The following is a 20,206-nucleotide window of genomic DNA, read 5'->3' on the forward strand; positions in this document are numbered from 1 at the left end:
GGAGCCCCGTGATGAGTACTTCCGCCACCGAGGTTGTCGACGCCCTGCGTGCGTCGCTGGTGGAGAACGAGCGCCTGCGCCGGCAGAACCAGCGCCTGGCCTCCGCCGCGGCCGAACCCGTCGCGATCGTCGGGATCGCGTGCCGGTTCCCGGGCGGGGTGCACGGGCCGGAGGAGCTCTGGCGGCTCGTCGCCGACGGCCGGGACGCCATGACGGCGTTCCCGGCGGACCGCGGGTGGGACGGTTTCGACGTGCCGACGGCCCGCGAGGCCGCCTTCCTCACCGAGGCGGGGGAGTTCGACGCGCCGTTCTTCGGGATCTCGCCCCGCGAAGCGCTGACGATGGACCCGCAGCAGCGGCTCCTGCTGGAGGCGGCCTGGGAGGCGGTGGAACACGCCGGTGTCGACCCGGTTTCCCTGCGGGGCAGCCGGGCCGGGGTGTTCGTCGGTGGTGCGTCGCAGGAGTACGGCGCCCTGCTCGCGGAGTCCGGCCAGGCGCCGGGTTACGCGCTCACCGGGGTGCCGGGAAGCGTGATGTCCGGCCGGATCGCCTACTGCCTCGGGCTGGAAGGTCCCGCGGTCACGGTCGACACCGCGTGCTCTTCTTCGCTGGTGGCTCTGCACCTGGCGACCCGGTCGCTGCGGTCGGGGGAGTGTGACCTCGCGCTCGCCGGCGGGGTGCTGGTGATGTCCACTCCGGCCATCTTCGCCGAGTTCGCTGGCCAGGGTGGCTCGGCCGGCGACGGGCGGTGCAAGCCGTTCGCCGACGCGGCCGACGGCACGGGCTGGGGCGAGGGGGTCGGGCTGCTCGCGGTGATGCGGCTGTCGGACGCGCGCCGGCGGGGGCTTCGCGTGCTCGCGACGGTTCGCGGCACGGCCGTGAACTCCGACGGCGCCTCCAACGGCCTGACCGCGCCGAGCGGCCCGTCGCAGCAGCGGGTGATCCGGGCGGCGCTCGCCGATGCGGGCCTATCACTGTCCGATGTGGACGCCGTCGAGGCGCACGGGACCGGCACGCGGCTCGGTGACCCGATCGAGGCCCACGCACTGCTCGCGACGTACGGCCAGGACCGCTCCGGCGACCGGCCGCTGTGGATCGGTTCGATCAAGTCGAACATCGGGCACACGCAGTACGCCGCCGGGGTGGCCGGGGTGATCAAGATGGTGATGGCGCTGCGGCACCGAGTGCTGCCGCGGACGCTGCACGTGGACCGGCCCACCTCGCAGGTCGACTGGACGGCCGGCGCGGTGGACCTGCTGCGGGAGAACCGGCCGTGGCCGGATCCGGGCCGGGTCCGCCGGGCGGGGGTGTCCTCGTTCGGCATCAGTGGCACCAACGCCCACGTCGTCCTCGAACAGGCCGAACCCTCCGAACTCACGGAACCCTCGGCAGCCGAGCCGGCCCACGTCCCGCTGCCGCCGGTGCTGGTGTCCGCCAGGGGGAGTGACGCGCTGGGTGAGCAGGCCGCGCAGCTGGCCACCTGGCTGAGCCGCACCCCCGACGCCGATCCCGGTGACGTCGCGCGGGCGATGGCGGCCGGCCGGGCGAGCCTCGAGGAGCGGGCCGCCGTCGTCGCGGGGGATCGGGCCGGCGTGCTCGCCGGGCTCCGCGCCTTGGCCGGCGGCGAGGTCGCGCCCGGCGTCGTGCGCGACCGGGTGCGGGAGGGCCGGCTCGCATTTTCCTTTGCGGGACAGGGAGCCCAGCGCCCGGGGATGGCCCGGTCGCTGTACGAGGCGTTCCCGGTGTTCGCGGCCGCGTTCGACGAGATCTGCGCGGCGTTCGCGCCGGGGCTCGACCGGCCGCTCGCCGACGTCGTTTTCGCCGTCGAGGGCGCGGACGCCGCGGCGGCGCTCGGCACCACCACCTACACCCAGCCGGCGTTGTTCGCGGTCGAGGTCGCGCTGTACCGGCTGCTCGAGAGCTGGGGTGTGCGGCCGGACGTGGTGCTCGGCCATTCGATCGGCGAGCTGGCCGCGGCGCACGTGGCGGGGCTGTGGACGCTCGCCGACGCCTGTGCCGTGGTGCTGGCCCGCGCCCGGCTGATGGGGGAGCTTCCGGCCGGTGGGGCGATGGTGGCCGTCGGGCTGCCCGAGGAGCAGGTGCGGGCCGTGCTCGCCGAGCACGGGGACCAGGTCGGCGTGGCGGCGGTGAACGGGCCCGCCTCCGTGGTCGTGTCCGGCGTCGAGCCGGCGGTGCTGGAGGTGGCCGCGCAGTTCGCCGCGCAGGGTGCTCGCACCCGGCGGCTCGCGGTGAGCCACGCGTTCCACTCGCCGCTGATGGCACCGATGCTCGAAGCCTTCCGCGCTGTCCTCGAGCGGGTCACCTTCGGTGTCCCGCAGCTGCCCGCGGTCTCGGGTCTCACCGGTGCGCTCGTCACCGCGGAGCAGTGGCGCGATCCGGGCTACTGGGTCCGGCACGTGCGCGAGACCGTGCGGTTCGCCGACGGCGTGGGCACGCTCGTGGACCGCGGGGTCGCCACGATCCTGGAACTGGGACCCGGCAGCGCCGGTACCGCGATGGCCGAGGAATGGCTGGCGTTTCGGGAAATCGAGCCCGGCGCGGTGGTGTGCGCGGCGGGGATGCGCGGTGACCGAGGTGAGGTCGACTCCCTCTACGCCGCCGTCACGCGCGCCTACGTCCGAGGCGCGGCCCTGGACCGGGAAGCCTTCACCGGCGGGCGGCCGCGCTCGGCCGTCGAGCTCCCGACATACGCGTTCCGGCACCGCCGCTACTGGCTCGACGGCGAACCCGGCTCGCGAACCCCGACCCCGCCCGCCGATGCGGAATTCTGGGCCGCGGTCGAGCAGGCCGAGCCGGCTCGGTTCGCAGAACTGCTGGGCTCCGACGCGGCGGTGTGGGAACCGGTGCTGCCCGCGCTCGCGCGGTGGCACCGTGACCGCGACCGCCATGCGCTGCTCGGGTCCTGGCGGTACCGCACGGACTGGTCGCCGGTGCCGGTGGCCTCCGCCCGGGCGCTCGGTGACTGGCTGGTGGTGTTGCCCGAGGGCGAGGACGAGTTCGCGGCCCGCGTGACCGGAGCGCTTCGGGAGCACGGCGCGACCGTTCGCACGGTGTCCGCGACGTCGGCCGAGGACCTGGCGGCCCGGCTTTCCGGGGCGTTGGACGGTTTCACCCCGGCCGGCATGCTGTCGTTGCTCGGCCTGGCCGAGGGCGCGGATCCCGAATTCCCGGCGCTGTCTTCGGGCCTGAGCACCACGGTGTCGCTCTTCGGGAGACTGGCCGGTGTCGACGCTCCACTGTGGATTCTTACGCGGTCGGCCGTGGCCGTCGGCCGGACCGACGAGGCCGTCTCCCCGGTGCAGCGGCAACTGTGGGGTCTGGGCCAGGTCGCGGGGCTGGAGCTGCCACGGTCCTGGGGTGGACTGGTCGATCTCCCGGCGGATCCGGACGAGCGGGTGCTGGACCGGCTGGCCGGGGTCCTCACCGCGACCGGCGGCGAGGACCAGGTCGCGATCCGCGCCGCCGGGGTGTTCGGCCGCCGGCTGGTCCGGGCAGCGGGCGGGCCGGGGCGCGGCCGGGGCGGCTGGCGGCCGCGGGGCACGGTGCTGGTGACCGGTGGCACCGGCGGCCTCGGTGCGCAGGTGGCCCGCTGGCTCGTCGCCAACGGTGCGGAGCGGCTGGTGCTCGCGAGCCGACGCGGACCGGCGGCCGCCGGTGCCGCCGAACTGCGTGCGGAGCTGTCCGCGGCGGGCGCCGAGGTCGTGATCGAGGCGTGCGATGTGGCCGACCGCGAAGCTGTCACGGCGTTGCTGGCCCGAGTACCGGACGAGCAGCCGCTGCGCGCGGTCGTGCACGCGGCCGGAATAGCCGAGTACCGCGATCTGCTGAGCAGCTCGGTGGCCGATTTCGCCGTGGCCGCGGGGGCCAAGGCAGCGGGCGCCCGGCACCTGCACGACCTGACCGCGCAGCTCGACCTCGACGCGTTCGTGCTGTTCTCCTCGGGCGCGGCCGCCTGGGGCGGTGCCGGTCAGGCCGCGTACGCGAGCGCGAACGCCTACCTCGACGGCCTTGCCGAGCACCGACGAGCACGAGGACTCACGGCCACCTCGATCGCCTGGGGCCCTTGGCGGGCCGGAGGGATGGCCGCCGACGTGGACGACGAGGCGCTGCTGCGACGTGGCCTGCGAGCCATGGACCCGGAGCCGGCGCTCGCCGCGCTCGGCGAGGCGGTCGGGTCCGGAGCGGCGACTTGCACGATCGCGGCGATCGACTGGGCGCGGTTCACCTCCGCGTACACGATGTCGCGGCGCCGTCCACTGATCGAGGGCGTGCCCGAGGTCGTGGGAATCCTGAGTGCGGAGGAGGAGCCGGCCGGCACCGAGGCCGGCGACGAGCTGCGCACCCGCCTCGCGGCGATGGCGGAGGCCGAGCAGCGGATGAGCCTGCTCGAGCTGGTCCGCCGCGCGGCCGCGGAGGTGCTGGGCCTGCCCGGGCCCACCTCGATCGGGGCCGGCACGGCGTTCGGCAGTCAGGGGTTCGACTCGCTGACCGCCATGGAGCTGCGGACCCGCCTCGGTACCGCGACCGGCCTGACGCTGCCCGCGGCGCTCGTGTTCGATTTCCCGACGCCGGCGGAGCTGGCCGACGCGCTGCGCGAGCGGCTGCTGGGCGTCACCACCGCACGGGAAGTGGCCGTGGCCCGGTCCGTTGCCGACGAGCCGGTGGCAGTGGTCGGGATGGGCTGCCGGCTGCCGGGCGGGGTGAGCTCGCCGGAGGATCTGTGGCGGGTGGTGTCGGACGAGGTGGACGCCGTGTCAGGGTTTCCGGCTGACCGCGGCTGGGAGTTGTGGCCAGGTTCTGCCGGTGGGCGTGGTGGGTTCGTTGCCGATGTGGGTGGGTTCGACGCGGGGTTTTTCGGGGTGTCGCCGCGGGAGGCGTTGGCGATGGATCCGCAGCAGCGGTTGTTGCTGGAGGTGTCGTGGGAGGCGGTGGAGCGGGCGGGGATCGATCCGTTGTCGTTGCACGGCAGCCGCACCGGTGTCTACGTCGGCGGGACGGTGCAGGAGTATTCGACCGTCCTGGTGAACTCCGCCGAATCCGACTCCGGCTACGTGCTGACCGGTGCCGCCGGGAGTGTCCTTTCCGGACGGTTGTCGTACTTCCTCGGCCTGCAGGGCCCGGCGGTCTCGGTGGACACGGCGTGTTCGTCGTCCTTGGTCGGGCTGCACCTGGCGGCGCAGGCATTGCGCGGCGGTGAGTGCGACCTGGCGCTGGCCGGTGGGGTCGCCGTGATGTCGACGCCGGGCAACTTCGTCGAGTTCTCGCGGCAGGGCGGGTTGGCGGCGGACGGCCGGTGCAAGGCGTTCTCCTCCGCCGCCGACGGGACCGGCTGGGCGGAAGGCGTCGGCGTACTCGTTCTGGAGCGGCTTTCGGATGCGCGCCGCAATGGGCATCGGGTGCTGGCGGTGGTGCGGGGTTCGGCGGTGAACCAGGATGGTGCGTCCAATGGTCTGACGGCACCGAACGGTCCTTCGCAGGAGCGGGTGATCCGGGACGCGCTGGCCGCTGCCGGCCTTGAACCGTCCGAAGTGGACGCGGTCGAAGGGCACGGGACCGGCACGAAACTCGGGGACCCGATCGAGGTCGAGGCGCTGCTGGCGACCTACGGGCGCGACCGGCTCGGTGGTGAGCCGCTGTGGCTGGGTTCGCTCAAGTCGAACCTCGGCCACACACAGGCGGCCGCGGGCGTGGCGGGAGTGATCAAGGCGGTGGCGGCGCTGCGGCACGGAATGTTGCCGGCGACGCTGCACGTCGACGAGCCGTCGGGAGAGGTGGACTGGTCGTCGGGCGCGGTGGAATTGCTCACGGAGGCCCGGGAATGGCCGGCGACGGGCCGCCCCCGGCGGGTGGGAGTGTCGTCGTTCGGCATGAGCGGGACGAACGCGCACGTGGTGCTGGAGCAGGCTCCTGAGGAAGAGCCGGCGGTTTCCGAGCCGTCGGACGGTGTGGTGCTGGTGCCGTTGTCGGGGGTGACGGACGCGGCGTTGGCCGTTCAGGCCGGGCGGCTGGCCGCGCATCTGGCTTCACATCCGGATGTTTCGGAGGTGGAGGTCGCGCACACGCTCTCGGTGGGGCGGTCGCGGTTCGAGCATCGTGCCGTGGTGATCGGTGACCGGACGTCGATGCCGGCGGGATTGTCCGCGCTCGCGGAGGGCACCGAGTCTCCGGATGTGGTGCGCGGGACGGTGTCGGGTTCCGGTGGTGTGGCCGGGATTTTCGCTGGGCAGGGCGGCCAGTGGGTCGGCATGGGCCGGGCGCTGTGGGAAGCGTCGCCGGTGTTCGCGGAGTCGATGGCCGCGTGTGAACGGGCTCTTGCTCCGTGGGTCGACTGGTCGTTGTCCGACGTGCTGGACGATCCGGTGGCGATGGGCCGGGTCTCGGTGGTGCAGCCCGTGTCGTGGGCCGTGGCGACCTCTCTCGCGGCGCTGTGGGCGGACGTGGGTGTGGTTCCGGCCGTGGTGGTGGGCCATTCGCAAGGGGAGATCGCGGCCGCGGGTGTTGCCGGGGCGCTGAGCCTCGACGACGCGGCGCGGGTCGTCGCGGTGCGATCGGGCTTGATCGAACGGTCCTTGTCCGGGCTGGGCACGATGGGGTCGATCGCGTGGCCGGCCGAGCGGGTCGAGGAAGCGATCAGCACGTTGGCTTTGACCGGTGTCGGCGTTGCCGCGGTGAACAGCCCGGCCGCGGTGATCGTATCCGGCACCATCGAAGATCTTGAAACTCTGGTCGCGCACTGCGCGGCCGAAGGCGCGCGGGCGCGTCGGATTCCGGTGGACTACGCCTCGCACTCGGCCCAGGTCGACACGATCGCCGACGAACTGCGTACCGCGCTGAAGGGAATCACCCCGCAGACCTCGGTCATCCCGATGGTCTCCAGCGTCACCGGGCAGCGCATCGACACGACCACCCTCGACGCGGACTACTGGGTGCGGAACCTGCGCTCCACCGTGCGGTTCGCCGACGCGATCGCCGCCGTCGCCGAGAGCGGGTTCAGCCGGTTCCTCGAGATCAGCGCCCATCCCGTGCTGAGCGCTGCCGTCGAAGACACCACGTACGAGTCCGGGGCACCGGCCACCGTGCTCACCACCCTCACCCGCGACAACGGCGACCACCGCCAGTGGCTCACCGCCGTGGCCACGGCCTACGTCAAGGGGATCGACCTCACGTTGCCACAACCGACGCCTCGGCCGGCGTACCTGCTCGAACTGCCGACGTATCCGTTCCAGCACCAGCACTTCTGGCTCACCCCGCGGACCGCGGCCGCGGGCGGCGCGGCGGACGACGCGTTCTGGTCCGCGGTGGAGAAGCACGACGTGCCCGCGTTCGCGGAAGTCCTCGGCGGCGACCCGCCGGCGGAGTTCTGGGGGCAGGCCTTGCCGGTGCTGGCTCAGTGGCACGAAGGGCGCCGGCGCAGCGAGCGCCTCGACGCGTGGCGCTACCGCCTCACCTGGAAACGGGAGACCGGGAACCGAACGGCGAGGCCGTCGGGAACCTGGCTCGTCGTCGCCCCGGCCGCAGCGCAGAGCACGGTCGACGCACTGCTCGCCGAAGGCCTCGACGGCGTCGTCGTGCCGGCCGAGGCCGAGGCGACCCGGGAGCGGATCGCCGAGGACATCACGGAAGCCCTGGCGCGGCACGGGAACCAGGCCGGCGACCTGACCGGTGTCCTCTGCCTGACGCCGCTGGACGAACGTCCGCTGACCCGGTACCCCGTGGTCCCCGCCGGTCTCGCCGGCACCGTCGCGGTGACGCAGGCGTTGGGCGCGCTGGAGATCGAGGCGCCGCTGTGGCTGTTCACCCGGCGCGCGGTCGCGGTTGCGGTCGACGACGCCGAGCCGGTGTCGGCCGGCCAGCGCGAGAGCTGGGGCCTCGGGCAGGTGCACGGGCTCGAGAACCCCCGGTCCTGGGGCGGCCTGGTGGATCTCCCGGCCGCGCCGGACGAGCACACCGCCCGGCGGGTGCTGGGCGTGCTCACCTCCGGTGAGGACCAGGTCGCGGTGCGGGCATCGGGAGTGTGGGCGCGCCGGCTCGTGCGCGGCGCGGGCGGCCCCGGGACGTGGACCCCGCGAGGGACGGTGCTGGTCACCGGCGGGACCGGTGGCGTGGGCTCGCACCTCACCCGCTGGCTCGTCGCGAACGGCGCCGACCGGGTGGTGCTGGTGTCGCGCCGCGGTGCCGACGCCGTGAGCGAGCCGGATTCGGTGGGTTCCGTGGTTTCGGTGGTCCGCTGTGACGTGGCGGATCGGGATGCGCTGGCGGAAGTCGTGGCCGGCCTTTCGGATGAGCTCACCGCCGTTGTCCACGCCGCCGGTGTCGCCAGCTACGGGCCCACTGCCGGCCTCACCCCGGACGATCTCGCCGAGGCGACGCTCGGGAAGGTCGCGGGCGCGAGGAACCTCGACGAGCTGACCGCGGATCTCGACCTCGACGCCTTCGTGCTCTTCTCGTCGGGCTCGGCGGTGTGGGGCAGCGCGGGCAACGGCGCCTACGCCGCCGGCAACGCGTTCCTGGACGGGCTGGCGGAGCAGCGCCGGGCCCGCGGTCTGCCGGCGACGGCGATCGCCTGGGGCGCGTGGGGATCCGGTGGCATGCTGCAGGACAACGAAGGCGCGGCCGAGGCACTGACGCGGCTGGGCCTGCGGATGATGGACCCCGAGCTGGCCGTGACGGCGATGGCCGAGGCCGTGGGCAGCGGCGAGACGGCGTTGACGGTGTCCGATATGGACTGGGCCCGGTTCACCCCGGCTTACACGATGGCGCGGCGCCGTCCGCTGATCGAGGACATCCCCGAGGTCGCCGCCGTGCTGAGGGAGCAGGCCGAGACCACAGTGGACACCTCGACCGGAGACGAGCTGCGCGAGCGCCTCGCCGGTCTGCTGGAGGCCGAGCGTCACGCGATGCTGCTCGGGCTCGTCCGCAAGCATCTCGCCGCGGTGCTGCGATACGACTCGCCGGACGCCATCGCCGACGACCGGGCACTGGCGGAGCTTGGGTTCGACTCGCTCACGGCGGTCGAACTGCGCACGCGCCTGGGTGCCGAGACTGGGCTCGTCCTGCCGGCCACGCTCGTGTTCGACCACCCGACGCCCGCGGCGTTGGCGCGGTTCGTGCTCGCCCGGCTCGTGCCGGCCGAGCAGTCGCTCACCGACTTCGTGGACGTCGCCCGCGAGCTCAACCGGATCGCCGGCGCGCTGCCGGGCCTCGGCCCGGCGCGGGACGATGTCGCCCGGCGGCTGCGGGAGCTCCTGGCCGCGCTCGACGGCCCCGGCGAGGACCCGGACGCCGACGTCGACCTCGACACCGCGTCCGACGACGAGATCTTCGACTTCATCGATCACGACCTGGGTGTGTCCTGACCCGTCCCCGCTTACGCGACCATCGCCCCGGAATGAGGAAGCATGACCGAGGACAAGCTGCGCACCTACCTCAAGCGCGTGACGACCGACCTGCAGCAGACGCGTCAGCGGCTGAAGGAGAGCCAGGATCGGCAGCGCGAGCCGATCGCCGTGGTCGGTATGGCCTGCCGGCTGCCGGGTGGGGCCGACACGCCTGAGCAGCTGTGGCAGCTGGTCGTCGACGAGGTGGACGCGGTCGGCCCGTTCCCGACCGACCGCGGCTGGGACCTGGCCGCGCTGTACGACGCCGACCCGGATCGGTCGGGCACCACGTACACGACGCAGGGCGCATTCCTGCGCGGCGCGGGCAACTTCGACCCGTCGGTGTTCGGCATTTCGCCGCGCGAGGCCTCGATGATGGATCCGCAGCAGCGGTTGCTGCTCGAGATCTCGTGGGAAGCGGTGGAGCGGGCGGGGATCGCGCCGTTGTCGTTGCGGGGCAGCCGGACCGGGGTGTTCGTCGGCGGTGCGGCGCTCGAACACACCGCGGCGCTGATGGGCGTGCCGGGCGGGGAGGCGTACGCGCTGACTGGCGGCACCGGCAGCGTGATGTCCGGCCGCATCGCCTACGTCCTCGGGCTCGAGGGACCGGCCGTGTCGGTCGACACGGCCTGCTCTTCGTCGCTCGTCGCGATGCACACGGCCATCCAGTCCCTGCGGCAGAACGACTGCTCGCTCGCCCTGGCGGGTGGCGCCGCGATTCTCGCCACCCCGTCGGGGTTCGTGGCGTTCGCGCGTCAGCGCGGGCTGGCGGTCGACGGCCGGTGCAAGGCGTTTTCCGACGCGGCCGACGGGATCGGCTGGGGCGAGGGTGCCGCGGTCGTGCTGCTGGAGCGGCTTTCGGATGCGCGCCGTAACGGGCATCGGGTGCTGGCGGTGGTGCGGGGTTCGGCGGTGAACCAGGATGGTGCGTCCAATGGTCTGACGGCACCGAACGGTCCTTCGCAGGAGCGGGTGATCCGCGACGCGCTGGCGAGTGCCGGGCTTTCGGCGGCCGAGGTGGACGCCGTCGAGGCACACGGCACGGGCACGAAGCTGGGTGATCCGATCGAGGCGCAGGCGTTGCTGGCGACGTACGGGCGCGACCGGCTCGGGGGCGAGCCGCTGTGGCTGGGTTCGGTGAAGTCGAACATCGGCCACACGCAGGCCGTTTCCGGTGTAGCGGGTGTGATCAAGATGGTCGAGTCGCTGCGGCACGGGGTGCTGCCGGCGACGTTGCACGTCGGGGAGCGGTCGGCGGAGGTCGACTGGTCCGCGGGCGCGGTGGAACTGCTGACCAAGGCGCGGGAGTGGCCGGAAACGGATCGGCCGCGGCGGGCGGCGGTGTCGTCGTTCGGGATGAGCGGCACGAACGCGCACGTCGTGCTGGAGCAGGCACCCGAGGAGGAGCCGGCCGAGGCGGGCGCCGGTTCCGGCGGGCCGGCGTCGTGGGTGGTGTCCGCTGGGTCGGAAGCCGCCTTGCGGGACCAGGCCCGGCGGCTGGACACGGTGGCGTCGGAGTCGGCGTGGCAGGCCGGTGACCTCGGGTGGGCGCTGACGGTGGGGCGGTCGCGGTTCGATCATCGCGCGGTGGTGATCGGTGACGACCGTGCGACGCTGCTGGCGGGTGTGCGTGCGGTGGCCGACGGTGCCGAGTCTCCGGATGTGGTGCGTGGGGTCGTGTCGGGTTCCGGTGGTGTGGCTGGTGTTTTTGCCGGGCAGGGCGGTCAGTGGGTGGGCATGGGCCGGGCCTTGTGGGAATCGTCTCCGGTGTTCGCGGCTTCGATGGAGGCCTGTGAGCGGGCTCTTGGTCTGTGGGTTGACTGGTCGTTGTCCGAGGTGCTCGATGATCCGAACGCGATGGAGCGGGTGTCGGTGGTGCAGCCGGTGTCGTGGGCTGTTGCGGTGTCGTTGGCGGCTTTGTGGGCTGAGTCTGGTGTGGTTCCGGCCGTGGTGGTTGGGCATTCGCAGGGTGAGATCGCGGCTGCTTGTGTTGCCGGAGCGTTGAGTTTGGAGGATGCGGCGCGGGTGGTGGCGTTGCGGTCGGCGTTGATCGAACGTTCGCTGTCCGGCCTGGGAACGATGGGGTCGATTGCGTGGCCTGCCGAACGCGTCGGGGAGGCCATCACCACGCTGGGGCTGGCCGGTGTTGGTGTCGCTGCGGTGAACAGCCCCGGTGCGGTGATTGTGTCGGGCACGGTCGACGATCTCGAAACGCTGGTCGCGTATTGCGCGGCCGAAGGTGCGCGGGCACGTCGGATCCCGGTGGACTACGCCTCCCACTCGGCGCAGGTGGACACGATCGCTGACGAACTGCGTGCGGCGCTCAGTGAAATCACGCCTCTGGCTTCCGTTATTCCGATGGTTTCCACGGTTACCGGGCAACGGATCGACACGACGACGCTGGACGCGGATTACTGGGTGCGGAACCTGCGTTCGACGGTGCGGTTCGCCGACGCGATCACCGCGGTCGCGGAGAGCGGATTCAGCCGATTCCTCGAAATCAGTGCCCACCCCGTCCTCACCACACCGGTCGACGAGATCACCGGTGGCACTGTCCTGCACACGTTGACCCGCAACGACGGAACTCACCGGCAGTGGCTCACAGCCCTCGCCACCGCGCATGTCAAGGGGATCGACCTCACTCTCCCGCAACCGACGTCCCGGCCGGTCCATCTGCCGGACCTGCCGACGTATCCCTTTCAGCACCAGCATTTCTGGCTGACTCCGGAGGCTTCGCCGGAGCGAACACCGGCCGACGATGTGTTCTGGTCCATTGTGGAGCAGCGGGACGCGTCGGTGATCGCGCAGGCGGTGGGTGGTGATGTCCCGGCCGAGTTCTGGGAACAGGCACTGCCGGCGCTGAACCGGTGGCGCGATCGGGACCGCCGCCGCCACACCCTCGACGACTGGCGTTACCGGGTGACCTGGGCGGCCGCGGCCGCGCCGCCCGCGCACCTGGCCGGCACCTGGCTCCTCGTGACCACCCGTGACGAGGTCTGGCCCGACCGGATCCACGACGCGCTGGTCGCCCACGGCGCCAAGGCCGAACGGCTCGTCGTCGATCCCGCTCGCGACGACCTGACCGCCCTGCTCGGCGAGAAACTCGACGGGCTCGGCGACCTCGCCGGGATCCTTTCCCTGCTGGGCCTCGACGAAGAACCACTGCCCGCGGCGCCCGGAGTCGGCGCCGGCCTCTACGGCACCGTGTCGCTCAGCCAGGCGCTGCGGCACCTGGAGATCGACGCCCCGCTGTGGGTCGCGACGCAGGGAGCCGGCGCGCTCGACGGCGAACCGCCGGTCCGCCCCGGCCAGGCCCAGGTGTGGGCGCTCGGCCAGGTCATCGGACTGGAACAGCCGCGAACCTGGGGCGGTCTCGTCGACCTGCCCGGGAAGTGGGGGCGTCGGAGCGCCGAGCTGTTCGCCGCCGCGCTCTCCTGGGGCACCGGCGAGGACCAGCTGGCGGTGCGCGGGTCCGGGGTGTGGGTGCGCCGGCTGGTTCGTGCCGCCGGTCGTCCGGGCGTGTGGGCTCCGCGAGGCACGGTGCTGGTGACCGGTGGCACCGGCGGCATCGGCCGGCACGTGGCCCGCTGGCTCGTCGCGAACGGCGCGGAGCGGGTCGTGCTCCTCTCGCGCAGCGGGGCGAACGCCGAGGACGAGCTGGAACCCGGGGTTTCGGTGGTGCGCTGCGACGTGGCGGACCGGGCCGCGCTGGCACAGGTGCTGGCCGACCTCTCGGCCGAGCTGACCGCCGTTGTCCACGCCGCAGGGGTCACCGCGTACGAAGAGACCGCCACGACAAGCCTCGAGAACTTCGCTTCCGTGCTTTCGGCCAAAGTGGACGGTGCCAGGAACCTCGACGAGCTGACCGCGGATCTCGACCTCGACGCCTTGGTACTCTTCTCCTCCGGCGCCGCGATCTGGGGCAGCCACGGCAACGGTGCCTACGCCGCCGCGAACGCCTTCCTCAACGGCCTGGCCGAGCAGCGCCGCGCCCGTGGCCTGCCGGCGACGGCGATCGCCTGGGGCGGCTGGCGGAACTCCGGCATGGCGGCCGGCGACGCCGGTCAGCTGCTGACCCGGCTGGGCCTGCGGATGATGGATCCCGAGCTCGCCGTGGCGGCGATGGCCGAGGCCGTGGGCAGCGGCGAGACGACACTGACGGTGTCCAATATGGACTGGGCTCGGTTCACCCCGGGCTACACGATGGCACGGCGCCGTCCGCTGATCGAGGACATCCCCGAGGTCGCCGCCGTGCTGAAGGAGGAGGCCGAAAGCGCCGCGACCACCGGCTCGGGCGACCCCGCCTTCACCGCCGGCCTCGTGCCGCTGGCCGAGACCGAGCGGCGCGGCGCGCTCGCCGATCTCGTGCGCCGGGAAGCCGCGGCCGTCCTCGGCCACGCCTCCGCCGCGGATGTCTCGCTCGGCAAGCCCTTCCAGTCCCTGGGGTTCGACTCGCTGACCGCGTTGGAGCTGCGCAACCGGATCGGCGCAGCCACGGGCCTGCGGCTGCCCGCCACCCTGATCTTCGACTACCCGACCGTGCCGCAACTGGCCCGGCACCTCGACGACGCGCTGTTCGGCGGCGCGGCCGACGCCCTCACCCTGGCTCCCGCACCGGCGCCGGCGCAGGACGACCCCATGGTGATCGTCGGCATGGCGTGCCGGTTCCCCGGTCGCGTCTTCGCCCCCGAGGACCTCTGGCAGCTGGTCGCCGGCGAACGCGACGAGATGACCGGGTTCCCTGCCGACCGCGGCTGGGGCGGCGCCGGGCTCTTCGACCCGGGACGTGGGGCACTGGCGTCGGGCCAGGGCGCGTTCCTGGCCGAGGCCGGCGACTTCGACCCCGCGTTCTTCGGCATCTCGCCGCGCGAAGCGCTGGTCATGGACCCGCAGCAACGACTGCTGCTCGAGTCCGCGTGGGAAGCGCTGGAGGACGGCGGGATCGACCCGCTGGCCCTGCGCGGCAGCCGGACCGGCGTGTTCGTCGGCGGCACGCCGCAGGAGTACGGCGCCGTGCTGATGAGCGCGCCGGAGGTGGCGGCGGGCTACGGCCTGACCGGGTCCGCGGGCAGCGTGATGTCGGGCCGGATCGCCTACACGCTCGGCCTGGAGGGGCCGGCCGTCACGGTCGACACCGCCTGCTCGTCTTCGCTCATGGCCCTGCACCTGGCCGGGCAGGCGCTGCGGGGCGGTGAATGCGACCTGGCGCTCGCCGGCGGGGTCACGGTCATGTCGACACCCGGCGCGTTCGCCGAGTTCTCCCGCCAGGGCGGGTTGGCGACCGACGGCCGGTGCAAGGCCTTCGCCGATGCCGCCGACGGGACGGGCTGGGGCGAGGGCGTTGCGATGCTGGTGGTCGAGCGCTTGTCCGACGCGCGGCGCAACGGGCACGAGGTGCTGGCGGTGGTCCGGGGGAGCGCCGCCAACCAGGACGGCGCCAGCAACGGCCTCACCGCGCCGAACGGCCCGTCGCAGCAGCGGGTGATCGCGCAGGCGCTCGCGAACGCAGGGCTCGGCCCGGCCGACGTCGACGCGGTCGAAGGCCACGGCACCGGCACCCGGCTGGGCGACCCGATCGAGGCGCAGGCCCTGCTCGCGACCTACGGCCGGGGCCGCGACGAGGACAACCCCGTGTGGCTCGGTTCGCTCAAGTCCAACATCGGGCACACGCAGTACGCCGCGGGCGCGGGTGGGGTGATCAAGATGGTGCTCGCGATGCGGCACGAACTGCTGCCCCGGACCTTGCACGTCGACAAACCGACCGAGCAGGTGGACTGGTCCGCGGGCACGGTGCGGCTGCTCACCGAGGCCCGGGCCTGGCCGGCCGGTGAGCGGGTGCGGCGGGCGGGCGTCTCGTCGTTCGGCATCAGCGGGACCAACGTGCACGTGATCATCGAGGAACCGGCGTCCGTCGCCGAACCCGTCCTGGAAACCCAGGCGCCGGAGGAAATCCGGCCCCCCGGCCTGTGGGCCTGGCCGCTGTCGGCCAGGTCGGCGACGGCCCTGCCCGCCCAGGCGGCCCGGTTGCTCGACTGGCTGGCGTCGGCGCCGGACGCCGATGCCGGCGACGTCGCCTGTGCCCTGGCCACGACGCGCGCCGCGCTGGAGCACCGCGCCGTCGTCCTCGGTGCCGACGAAACCGAGCTGCGCGCGGGACTCGCGGCGCTCGCCGCCGGCGATGCTGCGCCCGGCGTCGTGCGCGACTTCGTCCGCGACGGTCGCACCGCGTTCCTGTTTCCCGGCCAGGGCGCGCAGCGGCCGGGGATGGGCCGGGAGCTGGCCGAGGCCTACCCCGTCTTCGCCGAGGCGCTCGACGAGGTGTGCGCCCAGTTCGACGGCGAGCTGCCCCGGTCCCTCCGTGACGTGCTGTTCGCCGATGCAGGGTCCGCGGACGCGGCGGCTCTTGACGACACGGCCTTCACCCAGCCCGCGTTGTTCGCGATCGGCGTGGCCCTGCACCGGCTCCTCGAGCAGTGGGGCGTGCGGCCCGACGTGGTGGCCGGCCACTCGATCGGCGAGCTGACCGCCGCCCACGTCGCCGGGTTGTGGTCGTTGCCGGACGCCTGCCGCGTGGTGGCCGCGCGGGCCCGGCTGATGGCGGCTTTGCCGGCGGGCGGCGGGATGCTCGCCGTCGCCGCGAGCGAGAGCGAGGTCGCCGACGTGCTCGCCACCGCCGATCCGGCCGCGATCGGCATCGCGGCGGTCAACGGGCCGGCGTCGGTGGTGCTGTCCGGTGGGAAAACGGCGCTCGAAACGCTGGCGCGGCGGTTCGGCGACCTCGGCCGGCGGGTGAAGTTCCTGCCGGTGAGCCACGCGTTCCACTCGCCGCTCGTCGAGCCCGTGCTCGACGAGTTCGCCACAGTGCTCGATCAGGTCGGGTTCGCGCAGCCGCGGATCGCCGCGGTGTCCACGCTCACCGGTGAGCCCGTGTCCGCCGAGCTATGGGGCGATCCGGGGTACTGGGTCCGGCACGCGCGCGGCACGGTGCGGTTCGCCGACGGCGTGCGCGCCCTGCTGGGGTACGACGTCCGGACCGCCTGGGAACTGGGCCCGGGCGCCACGCTCAAGGCGATGGTCGCCGAGATCTGCGCTGAACCTGAAGACCTCGTTGTCCTCCCGGCGTTGCGGGGTGAAGACGGCGAAGCACGGGCGATCGTGCGAGCGGTGGGGCACGCGCACAGCCGCGGCGTCCCCGTGGACTGGACGGCGTTCGCCGGTGTCCCCGCGCGACGGGTCGCGTTGCCGACGTACGCGTTCGAGCACCAGCGCTACTGGCTGAAGCCCGGCGGCGGCGGTGCGCCGGCGGCGATCGGGCTCACGGCCAGCGGGCATCCGCTGCTCGGCGCCGAGACCCCGGTGGCGGGCAGCGACGAGGTCCTGTTCACCGGCCGGCTGTCGCGGGACACGCAGCCGTGGCTCGCCGACCACGCGCTCGGCGGGACCGCGATCCTGCCCGGCACCGCGTTCGCCGAGCTGGCGCTGCACGCCGGCACCCGGGTCGGCCTCGACTGCGTCGAGGAGCTCACCCTCGCCGCACCGCTGGTGCTCCCGCCCGACGGCGGAGTGGCCGTGCAGTTGATCGTCGGCGCGCCCGACGACGCCGGCCAACGCCCGGTCCGGATCTCCTCCCGGGGCGACGACGCTCCTGAATGGACGGTGAACGCGGCCGGCCTGCTCGGCTCGTCCGCCGTGGCGCCGGCCGGTTTCGCGGACACCGCCTGGCCTCCGGCGGACGCGGTCCCGGTCGACCTCGACGGGTTCTACGAAAGTCTGGCCGACGGTGCCGTCGTGTACGGCCCGGCGTTCCGGGGGCTGCGCGCGATGTGGCGCCGGGCGGGCGAGGTGTTCGCCGAGATCGAGCTTCCCGCCGAACAGGCCGGGTTCGCGGTGCATCCGGCGCTGGTCGATGCCGCGCTGCAGCCGCTCGCCCTCGGGGTGCCCGCCGCGGACGGGGAACCGGATGTCTGCGGGGTGCCGTTCGCGTTCGAAGGCGTGCGGCTCTTCGCCGAGGGCGCGGAGACCGCCCGTGTGCGCCTGTCGCGCGGACCCGGTGGCACCGCGTCGGTGCTCATCGCGGACGACGCCGGCGAACCGGTCCTCACGATCGACGCGCTGACGCTGCGGGCCCCGGCCGCGGGTCCGGTGCCGCAGAACGGCGGAGACCTGCTCGCCCTCGAATGGGGGGTGGTCGAGCCTGCCGCGGGCGAGGTCGGCACGGACTGGGCTGTGCTCGGGTTCGACCCGCTCGAGCTGCGACCGCGGCTGATCGAGGCCGGGATGTCGCTCAGCACCTACCTCGATCCTCAGTCGCTCGACGACGCCCTTGACGCCGGAGTACCGGTGCCGCGGACCGTCCTGGTGTTCTGCGCGGCCGGCCAGGAAGACGGCGTGGTGGCGCAAACCCACGCGCTCACCCGCCGCGTGCTGGAGCTCGTCCGGCACTGGCTCACCGACCACCGCCTCACCGAGCACCGGCTGGTGGTCGTGACCCGCCGAGCGGTCGCGACCGCGCCGGACGACGCGCCCGAGGACGTGAGCGCCGCGGCCGCGTGGGGCCTGCTGCGCAGCGCACAGCAGGAGAACCCCGCCCGGATCGTCGTGGTCGACCTCGACGACGAACCCGCCTCGCACCGCGTGTTCGCGGCGGCGGTCGCCACCGGGGAGGCGCAGCTCGCGCTTCGGGCCGGCACGGTGCTGGTGCCTCGCCTGCGCCGGGTCGAGGCCGCCGAAGCGGCCGGTGCCGAACCAGGCGACCGTGAACGCGGCTTCGAGGCGCGGGGCACCGTCCTCGTCACCGGGGCGGGCGGGGCGCTCGGTGGCCACGTGGTCCGGCACCTCGCCGCCGCGCACGGAGTGCGGCACCTCGTCCTGGCGAGCCGCCGTGGCACCGTCGACCCCGGTCTGCTGGCGGAGCTGACCGAGCTCGGCGCCGACGTGACCGTGGCCGCTTGCGACGTGGCGGACCGGGCCGCCGTGGCCGCCCTGCTCGCGGCGGTCCCGGCCGAGCGGCCGCTGGAGCGGGTGGTGCACGTGGCGGGTGCGCTCGACGACGGGCTCGTCACGTCACTCGATGGCGACCGGCTCCACGCGGTCCTCCGGCCGAAGGTCGACGGCGCCTGGCACCTGCACGAGCTGACCTCGGCCGAGCTGGTGCTGTTCTCCTCCGCGGCCGGGATCCTCGGCAGCCAGGGGCAGGCCAACTACGCCGCTGCCAACGCGTTCCTCGACGCCCTCGCCGCGCACCGCCGGGCCGAGGGGCTGCCCGCCCGGTCGCTGGCCTGGGGCGCCTGGGAGGTCGACGGCGGGATGACCGGGCAGCTCGACGAGACGAACCGGACCAGGATGGGCCGCAGCGGGATGATCGGGTTCACGCCCGAACGCGGTCTGGCGGCGTTCGACGCCGCCCTCGGCGTCGACGCGGCGGTCGTGGTGCCGATGCGGCTCGCCGGCGGCACTCCGCCCGCGGGGTTCGAGGTTCCGCCGGTGCTGCGGGACCTGGTCCGGCTGCCGGTCCGCCGCACCGCGCGGCGCGGCGGCCTGCGGGACCGGTTCGCGGGCCTGGCCGGACCCGAGCGGGAGGCGGCGCTGGTCGAGCTCGTGCGCGCGGAGACCGCGGCCGTGCTCGGCCACTCCGACCCGTCGGCGCTGGAGGCCGGCCGGGCCTTCGGGGAGCTGGGCTTCGACTCCCTGACGTCGGTCGAGCTGCGCAACCGGCTCAACACCGCGCTGGACCTGCGGCTCGCGCCGACCCTGGTCTTCGACCACCCCACGCTGGGCGCGCTCGCCGGCGAGCTGGCCACACTGCTCGACCAGACGGGCGCGGCCGTGTCGCCGCCGGCCGAGGTCGACCGGCAGACCGCGCTCGTCAACGGCATCGAGATGCTCTACCGCCAGGCGTGCGAGGCGGGGCAGTACGAGGTGGCCCACCGGGTGCTCACCACGACGGCCCGGCTGCGGAGCAGCTTCACCGACGCCGGCGCGGTCGAGAAGGGACCGGACCTGGTCCGGCTCGCCTCGGGCGACGGTGGGTTGCCGGTGGTCTGTTTCCCGTCGACGTCGGTGTGGTCCAGCGACCAGGAGTTCGTGAGCCTGGCGAGTACCCTGCGCGGGCGCCGGGACATGTGGTCGCTGATGCTCCCGGGCTTCGTGCCCGGCGAGGACGTGGCGGCCGATCTCGCCGCCCTCGCCGACTACGGCGCGCGGCGGATCGTGGCGCGCCTCGGCGACGGGCCCGTCGCACTGGCGGGCCGGTCCTCGGGCGGCATGGTGGCCCACGCCGTCGCCGCCCGCCTCGAGGCCCTCGGCGTGCCGGTCCGCGGTGTGGTCCTGGTGGACACCTACCTGTCCGACAACGAACAGACCCACTACATCATGCCGGTCATGGAGATGCGCACCCTGGAGATGGAAAAGGACTTCGGCCGCATGACCGGGGTCCGCCTCACCGCGATGGCGGCCTACCTGATGCTGTTCGAGCACTGGCTCCCCGCACCGGTGTCCGCGCCCACGCTCCTCGTGCGGGCCACCGAGTTCGTCGGCGCCGAACCCGACGCGGAACCCGTGCCGGGCGAGCAGTGGCAGACCACCTGGCCGCTGACCCACGACCAGGTCGACGTGCCGGGCAACCACTACAGCATGGTCGAGGAACACCGCGAGGTCACCGCCCGCGCCATGCAGGAGTGGCTGCTCGAACGGGAATGACGCGCACGCCCTGACCGGACCCCGCCGGACGCGCACCGCGTCCGGCGGGGTCTTTCGCTGGTGCGTGCGTGGTTTCCGGTGGGGAGTTCGTCCGCGCCGGGTACGAAAAC

Annotated in this window: 2 protein-coding genes; both read left to right on the forward strand. The window is 73.6% G+C overall.

What is annotated here, in order from left to right; all coding sequences use genetic code 11:
• Positions 1-11: 11 nt before the first annotated feature.
• The gene (locus tag ABZU76_RS35175; protein ID WP_354877475.1) at positions 12-9,377 is read left to right on the forward strand and encodes a type I polyketide synthase; all 9,366 of its coding nucleotides are present in this window, start codon (positions 12-14) and stop codon (positions 9,375-9,377) included.
• 42 nt (positions 9,378-9,419) lie between these two features.
• A complete protein-coding gene (locus ABZU76_RS35180) occupies positions 9,420-20,096 on the forward strand; it encodes a type I polyketide synthase (protein ID WP_354877478.1) in 10,677 nt (3,558 codons plus the stop codon).
• Positions 20,097-20,206 lie beyond the last annotated feature (110 nt).

The sequence above is a fragment of the Amycolatopsis sp. NPDC005232 genome (genome assembly GCF_040607795.1).
Classification (GTDB): Bacteria; Actinomycetota; Actinomycetes; order Mycobacteriales; family Pseudonocardiaceae; genus Amycolatopsis.

What these genes read in the sequence shown, in the direction of transcription:
- ABZU76_RS35175 (WP_354877475.1), top strand. Translation starts at nt 12, where the DNA reads ATGAGTACTTCCGCCACCGAGGTTGTCGACGCCCTGCGTGCGTCGCTG.
- ABZU76_RS35180 (WP_354877478.1), top strand. Translation starts at nt 9,420, where the DNA reads ATGACCGAGGACAAGCTGCGCACCTACCTCAAGCGCGTGACGACCGAC.